The sequence below is a fragment of the Megasphaera intestinihominis genome (assembly GCF_040096415.1).
Lineage (GTDB): Bacteria > Bacillota > Negativicutes > Veillonellales > Megasphaeraceae > Megasphaera > Megasphaera intestinihominis.
In genome coordinates this window covers 1-19,467 of the sequence record NZ_JBBMEU010000008.1, presented here as the reverse complement: position 1 = coordinate 19,467, position 19,467 = coordinate 1, and the positions used below count along the sequence as shown (strand labels likewise).

Annotated in this window: 16 protein-coding genes and 1 pseudogene; 4 read left to right on the top strand and 13 right to left on the bottom strand. The window is 50.4% G+C overall.

Annotated elements, in window-relative coordinates; translation table 11 throughout:
* Position 1: 1 nt before the first annotated feature.
* The 6 genes from WMO23_RS02400 to WMO23_RS02375 all read right to left on the bottom strand — a co-directional run bounded on the left by WMO23_RS02400 (position 2) and on the right by WMO23_RS02375 (position 6,470).
* Positions 2-922, bottom strand: a complete 921-nt coding sequence (locus WMO23_RS02400) for a substrate-binding domain-containing protein (RefSeq protein ID WP_020309610.1) — start codon at positions 920-922, stop codon at positions 2-4.
* Positions 923-1,021: 99 nt separating this feature from the next.
* Positions 1,022-2,371, bottom strand: coding sequence for an MFS transporter (locus tag WMO23_RS02395; RefSeq protein ID WP_020309609.1), 1,350 nt, complete (start codon positions 2,369-2,371; stop codon positions 1,022-1,024).
* 129 nt (positions 2,372-2,500) lie between these two features.
* Positions 2,501-3,439 carry a C40 family peptidase gene (locus tag WMO23_RS02390; protein ID WP_292282070.1) on the bottom strand — a complete coding sequence of 313 codons (939 nt, stop codon included), beginning with the start codon at positions 3,437-3,439 and terminating at the stop codon, positions 2,501-2,503.
* A gap of 391 nt (positions 3,440-3,830) precedes the next feature.
* On the bottom strand, positions 3,831-4,841 hold the full coding sequence (locus WMO23_RS02385) for a GGGtGRT protein (protein WP_020724030.1): 1,011 nt from the start codon (positions 4,839-4,841) through the stop codon (positions 3,831-3,833).
* Positions 4,842-4,853: 12 nt separating this feature from the next.
* Positions 4,854-5,546 (bottom strand): iron-sulfur cluster assembly scaffold protein, encoded by a 693-nt coding sequence (locus tag WMO23_RS02380; RefSeq protein WP_349173168.1) that lies wholly within the window; start codon positions 5,544-5,546, stop codon positions 4,854-4,856.
* Positions 5,547-5,600: 54 nt separating this feature from the next.
* Positions 5,601-6,470: a LysR family transcriptional regulator gene (locus WMO23_RS02375; protein WP_020309606.1), complete on the bottom strand. Its 870-nt coding sequence runs from the start codon at positions 6,468-6,470 to the stop codon at positions 5,601-5,603.
* A gap of 220 nt (positions 6,471-6,690) precedes the next feature.
* Here WMO23_RS02375 and WMO23_RS02370 point away from each other — a divergent pair, with 220 nt between their 5' ends.
* From WMO23_RS02370 to WMO23_RS02355, 4 genes are all read left to right on the top strand, one after another.
* Positions 6,691-7,170, top strand: a complete 480-nt coding sequence (locus tag WMO23_RS02370; RefSeq protein WP_020309605.1) for a hypothetical protein — start codon at positions 6,691-6,693, stop codon at positions 7,168-7,170.
* A 282-nt stretch (positions 7,171-7,452) separates the two neighbouring features.
* Positions 7,453-8,250, top strand: coding sequence for a DUF4116 domain-containing protein (locus tag WMO23_RS02365; RefSeq protein WP_020309604.1), 798 nt, complete (start codon positions 7,453-7,455; stop codon positions 8,248-8,250).
* A gap of 10 nt (positions 8,251-8,260) precedes the next feature.
* Positions 8,261-9,337 carry an AAA family ATPase gene (locus WMO23_RS02360; protein WP_303267881.1) on the top strand — a complete coding sequence of 359 codons (1,077 nt, stop codon included), beginning with the start codon at positions 8,261-8,263 and terminating at the stop codon, positions 9,335-9,337.
* A gap of 6 nt (positions 9,338-9,343) precedes the next feature.
* Positions 9,344-10,750, top strand: coding sequence for a vWA domain-containing protein (locus WMO23_RS02355; RefSeq protein ID WP_020309602.1), 1,407 nt, complete (start codon positions 9,344-9,346; stop codon positions 10,748-10,750).
* Between the two features lie 654 nt (positions 10,751-11,404).
* Here WMO23_RS02355 and WMO23_RS02350 read toward each other — a convergent pair.
* The 7 genes and pseudogenes from WMO23_RS02350 to WMO23_RS02320 form a co-directional block, all read right to left on the bottom strand.
* Positions 11,405-12,553 carry an iron-containing alcohol dehydrogenase gene (locus tag WMO23_RS02350; protein ID WP_303267880.1) on the bottom strand — a complete coding sequence of 383 codons (1,149 nt, stop codon included), beginning with the start codon at positions 12,551-12,553 and terminating at the stop codon, positions 11,405-11,407.
* A gap of 181 nt (positions 12,554-12,734) precedes the next feature.
* Entirely contained in the window at positions 12,735-13,877 is a 1,143-nt protein-coding gene (locus WMO23_RS02345) for an MFS transporter (RefSeq protein ID WP_303267879.1), read from the bottom strand.
* A 213-nt stretch (positions 13,878-14,090) separates the two neighbouring features.
* Positions 14,091-15,067, bottom strand: a pseudogene (locus WMO23_RS02340) (hydroxyacid dehydrogenase).
* 22 nt (positions 15,068-15,089) lie between these two features.
* A complete protein-coding gene (gene dapA, locus WMO23_RS02335) occupies positions 15,090-15,968 on the bottom strand; it encodes a 4-hydroxy-tetrahydrodipicolinate synthase (RefSeq protein WP_226885813.1) in 879 nt (292 codons plus the stop codon).
* Positions 15,969-16,003: 35 nt separating this feature from the next.
* Positions 16,004-16,987 carry a 4-hydroxythreonine-4-phosphate dehydrogenase PdxA gene (gene pdxA / locus WMO23_RS02330; RefSeq protein ID WP_292105721.1) on the bottom strand — a complete coding sequence of 328 codons (984 nt, stop codon included), beginning with the start codon at positions 16,985-16,987 and terminating at the stop codon, positions 16,004-16,006.
* 278 nt (positions 16,988-17,265) lie between these two features.
* The gene (locus WMO23_RS02325) at positions 17,266-18,477 is read right to left on the bottom strand and encodes a four-carbon acid sugar kinase family protein (RefSeq protein ID WP_349173165.1); all 1,212 of its coding nucleotides are present in this window, start codon (positions 18,475-18,477) and stop codon (positions 17,266-17,268) included.
* Between the two features lie 12 nt (positions 18,478-18,489).
* Positions 18,490-19,257, bottom strand: a complete 768-nt coding sequence (locus WMO23_RS02320; protein ID WP_074786936.1) for a DeoR/GlpR family DNA-binding transcription regulator — start codon at positions 19,255-19,257, stop codon at positions 18,490-18,492.
* Positions 19,258-19,467 lie beyond the last annotated feature (210 nt).

Sequence of the window (19,467 nt, the reverse complement as noted above, 5' to 3'; positions counted from 1 at the left end):
ATCAAGTCCCTGCCAATCGTCTCTGTTCCGCATACTGCCGCTTGAACTGCTCATAAGCCGCCGTATCGGGAGCTACGAAGCGGTCGATGACAATAGTCTTCATGGACCGCGATAAATCGGGGTTTTCGTGCATCGTATAGAATATCCGCCGCAAGGACGCCTTTTCTTCCGAGTCCAAGCTGCTGCGCACGACGATAGGCCCTGTCGGCGCTTCCGGCATCTTTTCCAGCACCCGCACCTGCCGGGCCAGCTGGGGATTCGTCTGCTCTATGAGCTCATAAATCTGGCTGTCCACGCCAGCCGCGTCGGCCAAGTGATTGGCCACGGCCCAGATGGACTTGTCATGGCCGTGAGTGAAGAAGAAGCGCTTAAAGAACTGCTCTGGCGTCGTCCCCTGCTGGGCCAGGCGGAAAGTAATGGCCAGGCAGCCAGAATAGCTCAAGGGGTCCGTAAAAGCAAAGACCCGCCCCTGGAGCTGGTGTTTATCGGTGATGTCGCTGTCTGCGGCCGTAATGATGTACGTCTGATAATACGACGAGCCATTCGTTTCGGTCATGGCCAGCAGTTCAATGGGCTCATGACCTTGATAAGCCGCATAGGCCCCAGTCGAAGAAAAGGCCACGTCGGCATCGCCATTGGCCAGCAGCGTATTCAGTTCTTCATAGGTCCGGCGCTGGATGAGGATGGCCGGCCGGTTTTCCTGCTGCGAAATATAATTGACGATCTGCTGGTATACCTGCCGCGTTTCCTTCGGCGACATGACCGACGCAAAGGCGATGCGCAGCGGCTTCGTATCCGGTTCCTCTGCAGCCGGATGCGTATCCTGAGGCTGGGTGAAGTCGATATAGCCCTGCGGACGGGCACAGGCTGCGCAGAACAAAGAAAGCATGACCAGCACGATCAGTGAAAGGACCCGTTTCATCTGTTACCTCCATAAATCATTACGTTTACTATATCATACAGGATGGAGATGCGCAAAAAGAGGTTGTCACATTAAGACAACCTCTTTCAGATTAACGAATCAATCTTCTTTCGGTTTGGCGTTCCATACGAGGAGGGCCAATACGGTCGAAGCGATGGCGGCACCGACCCAGAATTCCGTAGCCATGCCGAAATCATAGGTCTTGACGCCGTTGACGACGGTAATCGTCATGAGCTTCCCAGTGATGAATTCCTGGATAGCTGCACCGGCATAACTGAGCAGGCCGATCATGCCCATGGCTGCCCCGGTGACGCGCTTCGGTACGATATCGACAGCCATGAGGCCGCCCATGTAGCAGACCAGGGCGCCCATCGTGAAGCCGTAGAAGGTCATGCACAGCATATCCATGGTGAACGACTGCGGTGCCCAGAGGAAACCGGCAATCGACAAGGAGTAGAAAATCCCGTACAGCAAGGCCGGCATGTTGCGCTTGTGGTTAAAGAATTTGTCAGAAATGACGCCGCACAACAGAGCCCCGAAGATACCGGCTACCTGCATGTAAGCCATGACGCCGGCAGCGCCCATGATGTCATAGCCCTTCTGCGAGGTCAGATAGACGACGCCCCAGCTTTCGATGGCATAGCGGGCAATATAGACGCAGAGCGAGGACAAGCCGAGGATCCAGACGGCCGGATTCTTGACGACAGCATTCCACTGCATGGCACCGACGGATTTTTTCTTTTCTTCGTCGATCTGTTCCTGTGTCTTTTCCCCATAGTAGACAGCCCCATTCGGCAGGCCCTGCGTTTCCGGGCGGTCACTCATGCCAAAGTAGATGAAGACCGTACCGACCAGGGAAATGATGCCGGCCGAAATGAATCCCATAGACCAGTTATACATGGAGACGATGGCAGCAATGGCAAAGTAAGCGAAAGAAGAGCCGAGATTGTGGCTCGTGAACCAGATGCCATATAAGGTCCCGCGTTGTTTATTGCTGAACCACTGGTTAAGGGAAACGATAGACGGCCCGGCACCATACGACTGGAACCAGCCATTAAAGCCCCACAAGACGGCCAGGGGGACAAAGGAATTGACCAGCCCCATGCCGACCATGGTAAGTGAGGAAATGAACAGGCCGAATGAGAAAAACCGTTTATTGTTCATCCGGTCTGCCAGGAAGCTGTTGGTGAACTTCCCAAGACCGTAGGTCACAAAGAAAATAGAACCGATGATACCGATTTCCGTCGGCGTGACGATCCCCGAAGCCAGGAGCGGCTTCTTGATGACCGAGTAACTCTGGCGGATGATGTAGTAAAAGGCATAGCCGATGGTAATGGACGCAAAGACGCGCCAGCGCATGGCATTGAATTTCTTCTTAATCGCCGCGGCATCCGTCATCTGCGGAGCATCCGGAGCGGTCTTGAAAAAATTCCAAATCAGGTTGAACATAGTGAAAAACTCCTTCCGTTGCAAAAATCCGTAATCATAATTCCGCAATTTACGGTTTCTATTATAAGGAACGGATTTTGCTGACGGTAGCCGAAAAATTCTGATTTTTCTGTAGGATTTTTTCTGACATTACATGACGCGTTTGGCTCCGATGTAGCGGGCAGCCCAATAACTGCTGTCCATATCGGAGATGCTGACGCCATCGCTGGCGGCATTGATGAACTGGTGATTGCCGATATAGATGCCGACGTGGGAAATGCCCGAGTCGTACGTCGAGAAGAAGACCAGGTCGCCAGGCTGCAGGTTAGCCATGGAAATGGAATAACCTACGCCATACTGTTCGTCGGCACTGCGCGGCAAGTCGATGCCGGCTGCCGAATAGACGTAGCGCGTGAAGCCGGAGCAGTCGAAGCCGGACGGCGTCGAACCGCCAAAGATATAGGGAACGCCGATATACTGGTTGGCAATGTCGAGGATATGCGTAGCCGCCGGACTTTCGACGCGGGCCAGGCCATTATATCCGCCATTGCCGAAACGGCGGATAGGACCGTTGGGCAGGCCCTGCCCGGTAAGGGCATAAAAAGTCGACTGGCCGACGATGCCGTCCGTTTCCAGCCCATGGTCGGCCTGGAACTGGCGGATGGCCTGCTCCGTCCCGACGCCAAAAACGCCATCGACATCGACGGTATAACCATTATTGGCCAGTGCCTGCTGGATCACGCGGACTTCATTGTCTGCCGTAACAGCCGGCAAAGCGTCCGAAGCCGCCCCTCCCTGCGAAGTCCTGTTTTCCGGCATGGCTTCCCCCATGAGGGCTTCATACGTAGCGGCGCCGATGATGCCATCACAATCCAGTCCGTGGTCTGCCTGGAACTGACGGACTGCGGCCTGGGTCGAATCGCCATAGTCGCCATCCGCATCCGTATCATAACCATGCGCCGTCAAAGCCTGCTGGATTTCAGTAATCTGATGTCCCTTGTCACCGGGATGGAACGTCGCACCAGCCACCGACAGGGACGTCATGAAGCACACCCCCAGCATAACGGCTATCTTCTTTGTCGTATCCATGGAATACCCCTTTCCCAAATTTGTAACATAGATAATTAATTATACCATTTTTTTCGCCACATTTATAGTATGGGGCCATTGTCGCACGAAGGCTTATACCATCATGCGAGATTCCTTTCACTTTATAGCTTGTAGTACGGAGTTTGTAGTTTTTAGCGAAAACCTTTAAATTTAAAGCCATCTGCTGACGGCAAAAAAGGAACTGTCGCACGAAGATTTTTGCCATCATGCAAGGCCCCTTTTACTTTATAGTTTGTAGTACGGAGTTTGTAGTTTGTAGAAGATTACTTTAAATCTTTTACCATTTGCTGCAAACTAAAAACTACAAACTTAAAGCTCAAAAAGAGGCTGTCTTAATGCGACAGCCTCTTTTTTTTACATACGGATTTTATTAGAATTTGCCAGCTTTGGCAGCGCCTTCTACGGCTACAGCTACGGCTACGGACGCGCCAACCATGGGGTTGTTGCCCATGCCGAGGAAGCCCATCATTTCTACGTGAGCCGGTACGGACGAAGAACCAGCGAACTGTGCGTCGCTGTGCATACGGCCCATGGTATCGGTCATGCCGTAAGAAGCCGGGCCGGCAGCCATGTTGTCCGGATGGAGTGTACGGCCTGTGCCGCCGCCGGATGCAACGGAGAAGTATTTCTTGCCCATTTCGATACATTCTTTCTTATATGTACCGGCAACGGGGTGCTGGAAGCGGGTCGGGTTGGTCGAGTTGCCCGTAATGGAAACGTCGACGCCTTCGTGGTGCATGATAGCGACGCCTTCGCGGACATCGTCGGCACCGAAGCAGCGGACATTGGCCTGTTCGCTCTTGGAATACGGGATTTCACGGACGATGTTCAGTTCACCCGTTTTGTAATCGAACTGGGTCTGAACATAGGTGAAGCCGTTGATACGGGAAATGATCTGAGCAGCGTCTTTGCCGAGGCCGTTGAGGATGACGCGGAGAGGCACTTTACGAGCCTTGTTGGCATTGCGGACGATGCCGATAGCACCTTCAGCAGCTGCAAAGGATTCGTGGCCTGCGAGGAAGCAGAAGCATTTCGTTTCATCCTGCAAGAGCATCGCTGCCAGGTTGCCGTGGCCGCGGCCGACTTTGCGGTCTTCAGCAACCGAACCGGGGATGCAGAAGGACTGGAGGCCGATGCCGATAGCTTTCGCAGCTTCTACAGCCGTGCGTGCATTGGTCTTGATGGCGATAGCGGCGCCAACGGTGTATGCCCAGCCGGCATTTTCAAATGCGATAGGCTGTACGTCTTTGACGATTTTATAGGGATCCAAGCCGGCAGCTGCACAGATATCGCGACATTCTTCAACGCTGCCGATACCGTATTCTTTCAGTACGCCGAGGATCTTATCAATTCTTCTGTCGTAGCTTTCAAATAATTCCATGTTTTTGCCCTCCTATTGCTGTCTCGGATCGATATACGAAGCTGCTTCTTCAAAGCGGCCATAATGGCCTTTTGCGTCTTCCATGGCTTTTGCCGGTTCAACGCCTTTCTTGATGGCTTCCATCATTTTGCCGAGGTGGATGAATTCATAGCCGATGACCTGGTTGTCTTCATCGAGTGCCATGCGGGTGACATAGCCTTCGGTCATTTCCAGATAACGCGTGCCTTTGGCTTTCGTACCGAACATGGTGCCGGTCTGGCTGCGCAGGCCTTTGCCGAGGTCGTCCAGGCTGGCGCCGATGGGGAGACCGCCTTCGGAGAATGCCGTCTGGGTACGGCCATAGACGATCTGGAGAAAGAGCTGGCGCATAGCGACGTTGATAGCATCGCAGACCAGGTCGGTGTTGAGGGCTTCAAGAAGCGTTTTGCCCGGAAGGATTTCCGAAGCCATAGCAGCAGAATGAGTCATGCCGGAACAGCCGATAGTTTCAACGAGGGCTTCTTCGATGATGCCGTCTTTGACGTTGAGGGTCAGCTTGCAGGCGCCCTGCTGCGGAGCACACCAGCCTACACCGTGGGTCAGACCGCTTACATCTTTGATTTCCTTTACCTGTACCCATTCGCCTTCTTCCGGAATCGGTGCCGGTCCGTGATATGTGCCTTTCGTGACGGGACACATATTCTTAACTTCTGTTGAATATAACATGTTCTCTTCACCCTTTCAAAATGTATGAGAAATAAAAAGTAGCACGTATAGGACTCAGTCCTTCAACTGGTCGTATATCTGTGTGAATAAAGCGCGATACATGCTGCCTTTGCGCCACAAGAATGAAAATGCGTGCATGACGGAAAAATCCTTGACGACAATGCGCCGCAGCGTCCCGTCAGCCAGTTCTTTCTGAACCGATTTTTCATATAGAAATGCAATACCGCAGTCGCGGCAGGCCAGCCCTTTGACGGCTGACAAGCTGCCTACTTCATAGCGGGCCGGGAAATGTTCCAGTGTGTACCCCTGTTCTGCCAGCTTATGTTCTAAAATCCGGCGGGCGCCGGCATGGCGTTCGCGGACGATGACCCGATAGCGCATGAGTTCAGACAGTGTCATTTCCTCCGGCGCTTCATAGCCTGTGCCGCAGACAGCGACAATCGGTTCATTAGAAAATAAGAGCGATTCATAGCACCCCTGGTCAAAGGAGCTTTCGACGATGGCGAAATCAATGGCACCATCATCCAGGGACTGGAGCAGTTTTTCAGCATCGGCAATTTCCATGCGGAGATTCATATCGTCGTTATGCTTGAGCAGGTCAGCCAACTTATCGAGAATCCCCACGCCAGCCGTTGGCGTCGCACCAAAAGACAAGGAGCGGTTATGCTGCAAATCACGGAGATGCTCTTTCAAGATGGCATCGTCATGGCTGATGGCAGTCACGGCATTCCAAAGGATGTGACCAGCCTGGGTCAGCTGCAGGTGTTTCCCCTTGTAACTAAAGAGTTTGGTCCCGTATTCGCGTTCTAAATAGCGAATATGCTGAGAAACGGCAGGCTGTGTGATGTGCAGTTCCGCAGCAGCCCGGGTATAGTTCATGTGACGGCAAACGCACAAAAATGTATGGATACGAAAATCTAACATAGCACCCTTTCCTTTCTTTGCGTTTTCCATAAGATAATTTTATGATATTTCAAAATTTTTATCAAGAAAAAAGTGGGCATTTTATGTATACACATGGGACGACTTCGCTCCCATCGATTTCGATGCCGGCCCGTTTCCGTCCGCTTGTAGTAGACGAGGCCCTCATGGTATAATAAGGATAAACGATTAACTTATCAAATACAAGAAAGGATGAATCATTATGATGAAAAAAATGACGACACTCTGCGCGTCCCTGCTCCTGGCCCTGGGCTGCCTGACAGCCAATGCCATGGATTCCCAGACCCTAGTCAATAATCCCAGCCGTTACCGGGTCATCAGCACCAGCCCGGACGGCATCGTCTATGCCGATATGGATTCCCTCCGGGCCATGCAGACCATGGACTATCCAAACAGCATCGAAAACATGAACCTGACGCTGTACGTCGAAAAATACGCCGGCATCCGCGACGACCTGGTCTTCCAGATGGGCCAGGAAATCCACCAGATCAACGAATACAAAGCGGCCCTGCACGCCAACAAGCGCAAAGGGACATACGACCTGAAAGCCGATCTGACCAAGGTCTACCGGCCCGATGGAACAGACTATGCCGTCAAGATCGACACGGTCCAGTTCAAAAACGTCCGCGACATGTACACGGCCCTGCATCACTTTGCCGCCCTCACGCCGCAGAAGGATTAGTGGCTCGTGGCTAGTGGCTCGCAGTGGCTCTCCTTATAGGAGAGCTGTCAGCGAAGCTGACTGAGAGGTTTCTCTATCAACATCGTTTACAGAAAAGGGGCTGTCGCATGTGCGACAGCCCCTTTTTGAGTTTTAAGTTTGCAGCAAATGGTAAAAAATTTAAAACCATCCCCTGGCCACTAGCTGCTAACCACCAGCCACTTAAAATATTTCCCTCCGGCCCGCAGCTATTGTATAATAGAGGCAATGAATCTTTATTATATGAAATGAAGGGGACCTGACATGACGAATGAAAAATATATGAATATGATCCGCAACAATCCCTATGTAATCGACCGCATCGAAAATCCGTCGGAAGAAATGCAGCTCCTGGCTGTCCAGATGAACGGCCTGGCCCTGCAATACATCAAGCATCCTTCCGAAGCCGTCCAGAAAGCCGCCGTCGCCAACACGGCGCGGGCCATCCAATTCATCGACCATCCCTCGGAAGACATGCTCCTGCAAGCCGTCCAGTCCGGCTGGAACAACTTGAGCTATATCAAAAATCCGTCACCGGAACTCATCGACGCCGCCCTGGAACAGTCCGGCTGGGCCATCAAATACGTCAAAGACCCGGACGAAGACCTGCAGCTGCGGGCCGTAGAAAAGAATTACGACGCCATCAAATACATCCAGCATCCGACACCGGCCGTCCAGCTGGCTGCCATCCGCGGCAATTACGAAGCCCTGCGCTACATCGAAAAACCGACAGAAGAAGCGAAAGAACTGGCCATCAGCGAAAATGAACAGGCCATCCGCCTCATCCCGGACATCAGCAAAGAAGAGTTCCTCCACTTCCTCAGCCGCAACGTCCTGGTCAGCAAATATATGCCCAAGGGCATTTCCCTGACGCCCGATGACTGGCGCAACACCTTCAAGGCCGTCTTGTCCCGGGATGACGTGCCGGAAGACTACGTCCGCAACTTCATTACCTGCAGCGCCGTCGACCTGACGCCAGCTGATAAAGTCCTCCTCGTCGACGATTGCGGCAGCAAGAAGGCCCGCCGCATCACAGTAGATGAAAAATTGACATTGAAATAGGAGCGAAATCATGAACTTTACAGATACTTTCAAAAGCGTAGAATTAGTCCTCAAAGCCGGCGAAGTCCCACTGCTCGTCGGCGAAACGGGTATCGGCAAGACCTCCCTGGCCCGGGAACTGGCTGCCAAGAACGACTGGAGCCTCGTCGGCATCGACGGCAACCTCCTCAAAGAAGGGGAAATCGGCGGCCTGCCTACGGTCGAAGCGGGCACGACGATTTACGCCGTTCACCATAAACTCCGCAAAATCGACGAAGAAATCGCCAAGGGCAAGACGGTCCTCTTGTTCATCGACGAAATCAACCGCTGCGACCACGCCGTCCAGCAGGAACTGATGAACCTCATCCTCAACCGTGAAATCAACGGTTACGTCTTATCACCGTCAGTCCATATCATCGCCGCCATGAACCCGGCCGATTCCTACGACTACGAAGTCGTCGAAATGGATGCGGCCCAGCAGAACCGCTTCGTCTGGCTGTATATGGAAGCCGATTACCTGCAGTGGCTCGATTGGGCCTCGACAGCGGGCATCGAAGAAAAAGTCATGGAATTCATTTCCACCTTCCCGGAATACCTGGACAAGACCAACGAAGACGATATCAATGCGACGCCGCGCAGTTACGAACGCATTTCCAAGCTGTACTACATTTATAAACAGGACCCGTCGGCCATCCCGCAGGGCGTCTTCTACAACGTCATCCGCGGCAACGTCGGCAAACTCATCGCCCAGGAATTCGTCCATTTCGTCACGTCCGACGCCCAGCCCCTCATCGCTTATGACGACGTCTTCGGCGGACCGTCCCTGGCCCCGGCCCTGTCCAGCCGGATTGCCAGCGAAAGCCACACCCGCCTCTATCTGGCTGCCAAGAATATCCTTAAACAGCTGGAACATGAACTCCGCCTCGACGACAGCCAGGCCCAGGTGCTCCTGTCCCGCTTCGTAGCCTTCCTGGCCCTCTACCCGGTCGACCTGCGCCTCGGCGTCATGAAGGACATGAAATCCGCCAACCCCAAAGTCTATGCCTGCGCTTTGGATAACGACGACTTCATCGACAGCTACTTCGCCGCCTTCCGCTCCCTGCGATAACAGCTTATGGAACAGTCACTGCCCATTGCGGCCAATCTACTCTATCAGCAGGCATCTATCGTAGCCGACGCCGTCCTCGCCGAACAGCGCCGGACAGGGAGCGTCCCGGACGTGCCGGCCGATTTCCAAAAGAAATTCTACGCCTTCCTGGACCGCATCACCGGTCACTTGATGGAAGACAAAGACAATTTCTTCGGCTATTTCCTCTTCCAAATGGTCAAGGACATCCGCTTCGACATGGCTTCACCGACGGGGACCAACTTCAAGGGGACGCGGTATCACCTCTATTTCAACCCCATGCTCTTCCTGCCCCTGTCGCCGGAACAGATGGAGAGCACCATCAAGCACGAAATCCTCCACGTCGTATCGCTCCACCTCATCCGGGCCAAAGAACTGCGGCAGCAATACAGCAAGCTGGCCGTCAATCTGGCCATGGACGTCGTCGTCAACACCTACCTCGACCACCTGCCGCCCTTCTCGACGACCCTGGAATGGGTGAACATGAACTATGCCCTGCTATTAAAGCCCTTTGAAAGCCTGGAATACTACGTCGATAAGATTCAAGGCGCCCTGGACCTGCGGACCGACAAGAAGGACCTGCCCGAATCGGACAGCGATTCCGACGAATCCATCGCCGTGTCCTACGACCCGGCCAAGACCCATGATTTATGGGACGAAGGCGACGACATCGACGAAGAGACGCTGCGCAAATTCACAGAAAAATACATCGACGCGTCATGCAAAGGCGAACTGTCGAACTATCTGGAAAGCATGATTGCAGCCCTGAAAGATGCCCAGGAAGATCTGCCCTGGCACTGGTACCTGAAGAAGCTCGTCGGCTCCGTCACCAGCACCTGGAAAAAGACGACCATGCGCCGCAACCGCCGCCAGCCAGAACGGCTGGACCTGCCGGGCTGCCTGCGCTCCCATACGGCCAAAATCCTCATCGGCCTGGACATCAGCGGCAGCATCACCGACGCCGAATTCCGCCAGGCCATCGGCGAAGTCCTGCACCTGGTCCGCTGCTACAACCATGAAATCATCGTCGCCGAATGTGACGATGAAATCCGTCGCACCTACCGCATCCGCACTATAGACGACGTCCGCGGCCGCCTGGACATCCGCGGCGGCACAGCCTATTCCCCGGTCTTCGCCTATGCCAATACACAGCGCGTCGACCTCGTCGTCTACTTCACCGACGGCAAAGGCGAAGAAAAACTCCAGACGCCGCCCAAAGGCTACAAAGTCCTCTGGGTCCTCTCGGGCAAAGGAGATAAACTCTCCCTGAAAAAGCCCTTCGGCCTGGTCAAACGCTTGACCAAACTTCCAGAATACGACCCGTCCCTCGACTTCGACGACGTAGAAAAAGGCGGCTTCTCCATGAACCACCAGGAAGGGATCAGTATGCCGTGAGTAAAAAGGCGCTGTCGCACGAAGACAGCGCCTTTTTGAGTGGCTAGTTGTTAGTAGCTCGTGGCTCATAATTCGTAAAACCTGCCATTATACTCGAATGGGCTGTGGCGAAATCTCCCTAGCGGGCTCGCCACGTGCGAGCCCCTACGTGCGGCCGCTGGCCGCTTTTTGCGACCTGCAACCGGCCGCCTGCGGCCTGCGTTTATTTTCTCATCACCGATAAAAGAGAGCATTTTATTTTCGTTTACTTCGTTTCCTGTTTTAGCGAATCAAAAATGTAACGCCAATGCAACGAAAAAACTTTCGTTGCATTGGCGACTTCATTCAATGATTATTCTCCAGGAACGAAAGAAACGGGAACATTGACGATTATCGTCATTTATGTTATGCTACATATAGAAAAAGGTGTTGCCCGGAAACGGTCAGCCCCATTGTTTAACGAAGTAATCGCCTAGAGTTGTGGAGCTGCAAGGCGATTATTTTTTTATTACAAAGTTATCCATGGGCTTCACCCCATTTCTGGGGCTTGATTAACCGCCTGCCGTTTGGCAACACCTTGGTTCAGTATAGCTAAAAATATAAAATTTGTCAAAAAAGAGCTTGTCGCACAATTTTACGTGCGGCAAGCCCTTTTGGCGTTTCTGATGGATTCAGTTAAAATAATTTTTCGTAGAGATAACGGATATCGTCCAGGGACAATTCCTTGCAGTTGTTGACTAAGAGACGGGTCTGCTGGCTTCCGGCTTTTACCAGGAAATCGAGGTCTTCTTTTTTGACGCCGAATTCGTCGAGTTTCGTCGGGATATGGACTTTGGCGACGACATCTTTGATTTCAGAAATGATATAATCGGCTTTGCTGTCTGCTGTTTCTGCATATTTTTCAGGATAGACGGCATCGCAGAGAGCGGACAGCCGTTCTGTGCAGGCATCTTTGTTGAATTCCATGACATGCGCAATCAGGATAGCATTGGAAACACCATGGGCAATGTGGTATTTGCCGCCTAACGGATAGGAGAGGGCATGGACAGCGGTCGTACCGGAACCGGTAATGGCAACACCACCGTAAAAAGCGCCGATGAGCATTTCCGTCTTGGCATCCATATTATCGCCATCCGCATAGGCTTCACGGATGTTATGGAAAATCTTCTTGGCCCCTTCAATCGCATAGGTATCGCTGAGAATCGTCGCCTTGTTTGACGTAAAACATTCGACGACGTGAGCCAGGGCATCGACGCCAGTGGCAGCCAGGACTTTCGGCGGCAAATGGCGGATCATTTCGGCGTCGAGGATGACATAGTCCGGAATCATGCAATTATTGACGATGCCTTGTTTAGACTGTTCTTCCGGGATGGCGACAATGGAATTGCAGGTTGCTTCCGAACCGGTCCCGCAAGTCGTCGGGATCATCAGGGATTTGATATATTTCTTGGCAATCGTCGGATCTTTCAGCAAGTCGCGGACGCCATAGTCGGCACCGATGACGATGCTGGCCAGCTTAGCCGCATCCATGACGCTGCCGCCGCCTACACCAATGACCAAGTCGATATTGGCAACACTGACTTCATCGATGACGCGTTCCACATCCTGGTAGGAAGGTTCCGAAGCCAAATCATCGATAACCGTCAATTTTACAGCCGAGCAAATTTCTTCGACCCGTTTCGTAAGGCCCGCTCCTCGGACTGCCTTATCGGTAAACAGCAAGACGGACTGTGCCTTTTCCCGCTGCAATACTTCATTGATTTTTTCTACACTACCAGGGCCGGCATAAACCACGCCCGGAATGGTCAACTGACATTGTTTCATAGTATAAAAGCCTCCTTAATATTGAATCATGCAGTCTTTTCTTCCACTTTCATTGGTTCAATTTTACCTAAATAAAAAATGTAATTTAATACTGCACCTAATAACAATAATGCAGTGAAGAGCATCGCAAATTCAAAATGCCCCGTAGCCCCGACAATAAAACCAGTAACAATCGGTCCAACTACGCCACCAAAATTAGCAACACAATTTTGAATCCCAGCAACAATGCCTGTCGTGGTGCAATCTCACTAGGGATAGCCCATGTCTGAGAAGCAGCAATAACAGTACCGGATTTAGCACAACACAATAAGAACAGTGTTACATAAATAGATTCAGTTACGGCCGCAAACCCAATGGTAGAAGCTAAAATCAAGCCACCACACAGAAACATTTTTCGTGTTTTTGTTAATGAGAATTTGCCAGATGAAACGATTTTATCCGAAGACCAGCCTGCAATAACTTCAACAATAGCACCACAAAGTAATGGCAACGAAGCGGCAAAACCCATTTGAGCAAAGCTAAGACCTCTATCTTTCATTAAATACATCGGTAACCAAGTGATAAAAAAATAGGAACTATAGTTAGTTGCAAAAAAGCCAATACACATTGCTTGCATATTTCTAAACTTTAACAATTCATACCATTTACAAGGCATCGCCTTATTGCTTGTTTCATCAGTATCCTGCCCCGACTTAATATATGCCAGTTCGGCAGCATTGACATGCTTATTTTTCGCTGAATCATCTTTAAAAAATGCAAACCAAACAATTGCCCAAATAATCCCCAATACGCCAAGGATAGCAAATGTACCACGCCAGCCAATTTGAATCATCAACCAAGTCAAAATAGGAATCCCAAAAGCTCCACCGAATTTTTGTCCACTATCGAAAATACCTCCAACAGTAGCTCGTTCACTTTTCGGGAACCACTTTCTAGTAATCGCCGCATTACTGGGATATGCACCAGCTTCACCAACGCCTAAAATCATACGCATACCTAAAATAGATTTAAATCCAGTAGCTAGCCCGGTTAATGCGGTAGCAATAGACCACCAAAGTACGGACATGCCCAAAGCTTTGCGTTGCCCAAACTTTTCTGATACAAATCCAGCCGGAATCTGAAGCAACGCATAACAAAGAAAGAAGGCCGACATAACCATGCCCATTTCTTCAGTTGTTATAGAAAGATCTTGCATAATATGAGGTGTAGCAATAGCCAATGTTGTTCTATCAATAAAGTTAATAGCGATAGCTGCCCACATCAATCCACAGACAATCCATCTAACATGAGTTCTTTTTTGTTTTGTAGCTTCCAAAGCTGTCATGCTCATCGAAGACATTCTTATCACCTTTTATACCTTTTTGTTCTTACGGACATGAGAAAACGCTAAGAAATATATTTTCTTTTCCAAGTATATAAGTGGTAAGACTATGGTATAATGAAATCCAGATTAGGCTCTACCTTTTCTGTGAAGCTCTCTTGATGATTATGTTTTCCAGGCGCAATCATCAAGAGAGTTTTTCATATTACCATCACCTTACTTATTCCAACGGGGATGTTCGTAAGCCTTCGGATTGCAAACTTTATCCCATTTTTGACCACTTATAACAGCAACGGTTCCTTCTGCTGCGAGTGTTGCCACTCCAGAAGCAGCTTCCCGTGTCTGGCCAGCCATATGTGGCGTAACGACAATATTATCGTGATGGAAAATCGGATCTGCCGGGTCAATCGGTTCATGTACAACAACATCCGTACCGGCACTGTGAATCCAATTTTCATCCAAAGCTTTGTTTAAAGCAGCTTCGTCTACAATCCCACCACGAGCGCAGTTTATCAAGATTCCATCTTTTTTCATCATTCTTAATTCTGCTTCCCCAATCATATTTTTTGTCTGCGGGGTCAATGGCGTATGGATAGAAACAACGTCTGCTTCTCGCAAAATATCGTGCATATCTTCACGATACCCATATCCTTGCGCTTCAACAATTTCTTTTTAATGAAAGGATCATAAACCAGAACCTTCATCCCAATACCAGCAGCCATGCCAGCAAAAATACTGCCAATATGACCATACCCAAGCAATCCCAGCGTTTTTCCACCTAATTCATAAGCTTTATAGGAACTGCGGATACCAAAATTTCCTTTGCGCATTTCTCTATCACTGCGCATCATATCTTTAGCACAAGCAAACATCATTGCCATGGCATGTTCTGCAACAGACCGACTATTAGCACCAGGAGCAATAACGACAGGAATCCCTAATTCAATAGCCGCTTCAACATCGACATCGTCAACACCAACGCCAGGGCGACCAATAACCTTTAATTTAGGGCATTGTTCCATTGTTTCACGATCAATAGAGCCAATCCGAATAATAACCCCATCCGCATCTTTTAATTCTGGTAACATAACTTTAGGATCGCCACTATTCGTAATAACGACATCTACCCCAGCATTTTCAAGAACAGCCATACCATCATCATGAAGACGATGTGAAATTACAACCTTAGCCATGAGTTACATCTCCTTGCCTTTATTATTCATACAGTTTGAAAACATCTTCCAGCGCTTTTTTAATAGCCGGATCCGTGCAGTTCGACGGCTGGCGAGCCGGTCCTACGTGATAGCCGCGCATGTTGACAGCTAATTTAACGACCGAATTCGGATTGCCCATCTGCATGACATTGCGGAAAGCTCTGATTTTCTTCTGCGATTCATTGGCCTTTTCGATGTTGCCTTCTTTCCAGTAGTTATAGATGCTGACCATCAATTCCGGGAAGACATTGGAGCAGCCCGAAATGGCACCGGTACCGCCGGCCATGAGGGCCCAGAGGATGAGGGAGTCACTGCCGGCCAATACGTTAAGGCGGGGATCTGTATTTTCGATGTATTTCAGCATGTTGTCGAAGTTGCCGCTCGAATCTTTGATGCCGATGATGTTTTCATATTTTGCCAGGGTCTTGACGGTTTTCCAGTCAATGGAATTGCCTGTCCGCGCCGGGATGTTGTACAACAAAATCGGCATATCGACGGCTTCGGCAATGGCACTGTAATGTTCAATCAAGTCAGCCTGTGAAGCCTTTACAAAATATGGGGTGATGATAGATAAGCAATCGACACCGCCCATCTGCTGGACTGCTTTGGACAATTCAATTGTTTCTTTCGTCGTAACACAGCCCGTGCCGGCATAGACGGGGACGCGACCCTGGACGGCTTCGACGGCAGCTTCGATGATTTCCAGTTTTTCTTTAGCCGAAAATGCATAGAATTCGCCGTTCGTCCCCAGCGGGAAAATCCCATGGACGCCGGCTTTGATTAAGTGGTCGATAAAAGCCTGGTATTCTTTTTTGTTGAATTCTTCCGTTTCCGTCAACGCCGTAACAACCGGTGTAATCAAACCTTCTGCTTTAAACATAATGTATCTCGCTCCTTTGTGAATATATGTAAAATTTAATGTTCTGCAAATCGTTTTCCTAAATCGACGGCATAGCACATGCTGTCCGCCTTGGCAATGCCCTTGCCGGCAATATCGAAGGCCGTGCCATGATCGACGGATGTCCGGATGATGGGCAGGCCCAGCGTGACATTGACGCCGGAATCAAAGGCTACCATTTTCATGGGGATATGTCCCTGGTCATGGTACATAGCAACGACGATGTCGTAGACGCCATTATAGGCTTTCAAGAAGACCGTATCCGGCGGGACCGGCCCATCGACATCGAGGCCTTCCTGCTGGGCCGCCTGGACAGCCGGGATGATTTCATCAATTTCTTCCCGGCCAAAGAGCCCGGCTTCGCCGCTGTGGGGATTCAAGCCGGCAACAGCGATTCGCGGCGTTTCGACGCCCAACTGCTTCATCGCCTTATCGGCCAGATGAACACATTCCAGCACCCTGGCTTTCGTCGCTCTGTCACAGGCTTCCCGCAGGGAACAGTGAGTCGATACGTGGACGACAGACATGTGTTCGCTCCAAAGCATCATTGTATAAGATTTCGTCTTCGTCAGGGTAGCGAAGATTTCCGTATGACCGTCGAAGTTGTGACCGCCTTTATGGAGGGCTTCCTTATTCAAGGGAGCCGTCGTGACAACGCGGATATCGCCTTTCAAAGCATCAGAAATGGCCCGGGCAATATATTGATACGCCGCATCACCGGCAACGGGTGATACCTGCCCGATTTCAATATCTTTGCCGATAGCCAGGTCGACGACAGAAATGACGTTGATTTTCCCTGGCTGGAAGTCCTGTACCTTTTCAATGCGTACCAGCTGCGTCGTCAGCTGAAGCCGTTGATGATAGTATTGAAGCACGTCGTAGCTGCCATAAATCAAGACATATTGTTGGTACTCCGTTTTAGCATCTATAGCTTTAAGGGAAATCTCCGGCCCGATACCAGCCGGATCGCCCATGGTAATGCCTACAAAATTTACTGCCACTGTACCTCCTCCTTTGTCACAATCATTTTTTGTTTGATTGTGTTCTTATCTGTTTGTTTTTGTTAATTAGATTATAGGAGAGTTTCTCTAATAAGTCAATGGCTTTTTCGTATATACACCATGCTATTTTTTCATCATATTTCAGAGGCAACTTCCAAGAAAATCACAGAAAAAAAAGCCAGAGATGGCATACTCATGCTCATTCCTGGCTTTTTTCATTTCTCTATATGTATGATTTTATAACACAAAACAACATTTTAGAACTAAAAAAAATGTAATTAATTGTATTTCAGTTCCTGGATACAGCGGAAAATATCTTCTTCCGTACCAAAGGCACCAGCATTGGTGACGATAGGCAATCCTTCCTGGCTGCCTCCCAGCAAACGGCCTTGCACAAAACCGGGCACTATCTCCCGTTCAATATGGGACCCGCTGGCCCCTAACTGCAAAATGACGGCAATGGCCGTATCGCCACCGGTCAAAAACAAACCGCTAACGGCGGTTTCCTGCAAAATAGCCGGCACCATCCGGCTTAGGGTCTGTTTGGTAAATTCGGCCAATTCATCCGTAGAAATCCCCTTTTCCCGGCCATAGGCAGCAAAGTCTTCATAATCCTGGCGGCAGGCAGCCCCCGTAAGGACCACACTTTGGCCAGACTGTAAAAAGTGTACCACTTTTTGAAGTGCTGTATTTCCATCCCGATTTTCATAAAGGGCCCTCATGTCCAGTGCCACGACAGGAAGGCCCTGATTCCGGCAATACGCCAGCTGTTCCATAGTCTTGCTGCTGATACTGCCGATAACGGCCATGGCCGGGAGCTCCCGCTGCTGTATCTGTAATAGCCCCTGGGCCAAGCCGGCCGAACCGATCCACAGGACTTTCTTCCCCGTCTGACCGGCTTTTTCGGCAATCCGTTCCAGCTGCGCCTGCTCCATCGTATCAAAGGAATAAGCTAATCCGGTAAAGTCAAGACGATCGTCCTCGATGGCATCGAGGGTATAGTGACAGACCAGCTGCTGCAGGCACGTCGACAAAATCCGTTGTACGTGATCTTCCTGCAAGGGATTCCGCGGATCACGGGCGATTTCCGTATCCAGCAACGGTGTCCCATGGACGCAAAGCCGCCCCGCTTCGACAGTCCGCCCCTGCTCAGGATAAGCCGGCGCAAAGATGATGAGTTCCGGCGCATAACTATCGACAACAGCCCGGATTTCTTCTTGCAAATGACCGCGCAGCGTCGAATCGACTTTCTTATACAGAAAACGGCAGCCACCGGTTTGCTGTACCTGCTGTACGGCCGCATACACGCGGTCATAGGCTTCCTGGCCGGAAACGACGCGGCTCTCGCTGTCGATGGACAGGCTGTTGCCATTGGCTTCTATCTGTGCCGTATCCAGGATAACATCGACAGGAATCCCGTGCTTGCAAAGCTGGACGCCTGTATCATTGGCTCCCGTAAAATCATCAGCAATGATGACAAAATGATGCATGTGCTCTCCCCCTTAAACGCGGATAAACTGAACCTGGTGTTCTTCAAATAAGGACGCTTCTTCTGCACTGGCCTGATAGTCACTGACGAGGACATCCATATCCCAGAGGTCCAGGATATAATAGAGTTTATGTTTCTTAAACTTAGAATGGTCTGCCAGGAGGACGACCTTATCCGATGCCTGAAGACAAGCCCGTTTGACATCGATTTTCTCAGCATTGGCCGTCATGATGCGCCAATCCGGCGTGATGGCCTGAGTCCCTAAAAAGCAGATATCGAAATGCATGGCCCGGACCATATTGGTCGCCAAGACGCCGCACGTCGAACTGGATTCGACGTCAATATGGCCGCCTAAGAGGATGACATACAGCCCCATGACCGGAGTCAGGACCTGGGCAATGGCTAAATCATTGGTCACGACGGTCAGATTATCCCAGCGCTGTTTGGCCATCAATTCAGCCAGCTCAAAATTCGTCGTACCCGCATCGAGATAGATGCTCATAGACGATTCGATAAGAGGCAAGGCCGCTGCCGCCATGCGCCGCTTTTCTTCAATGTGGACTAATTTACGATTGCGATACGTCGCTTCTTTGACAGAAGATTCTACCAAAACAGCGCCGCCGTGGCTTTTTTCGACTAAGCCGCCTTCTTCCAAATGCTGCAAATCCCGCCGGATTGTCATCGTCGTGACATCAAGCTGCTGGGCCAGGTCATTGACCGTTACAGCTTTGTTCTTGTACAGTTCGTTCAAAATAAACTGCCGTCGTTCTGCTGGTAACATACACTTCACCTCATGTTTATCCTTACATACTTTTCTCATCATATAATGTTTGTATTTGTTCTTTTGTGTTAATTCATTATAACAAGAGAAAAAAAAGGCGTCAAGGAAAAAGGGCTTGTCGCACGACGACAAGCCCTTTAAAGTTGTTAGTGGCTAGTTGTTAGTTGTTAGCGGATGGGTTTAAATTTAAAGGTTTTCTCTGCAAACTAC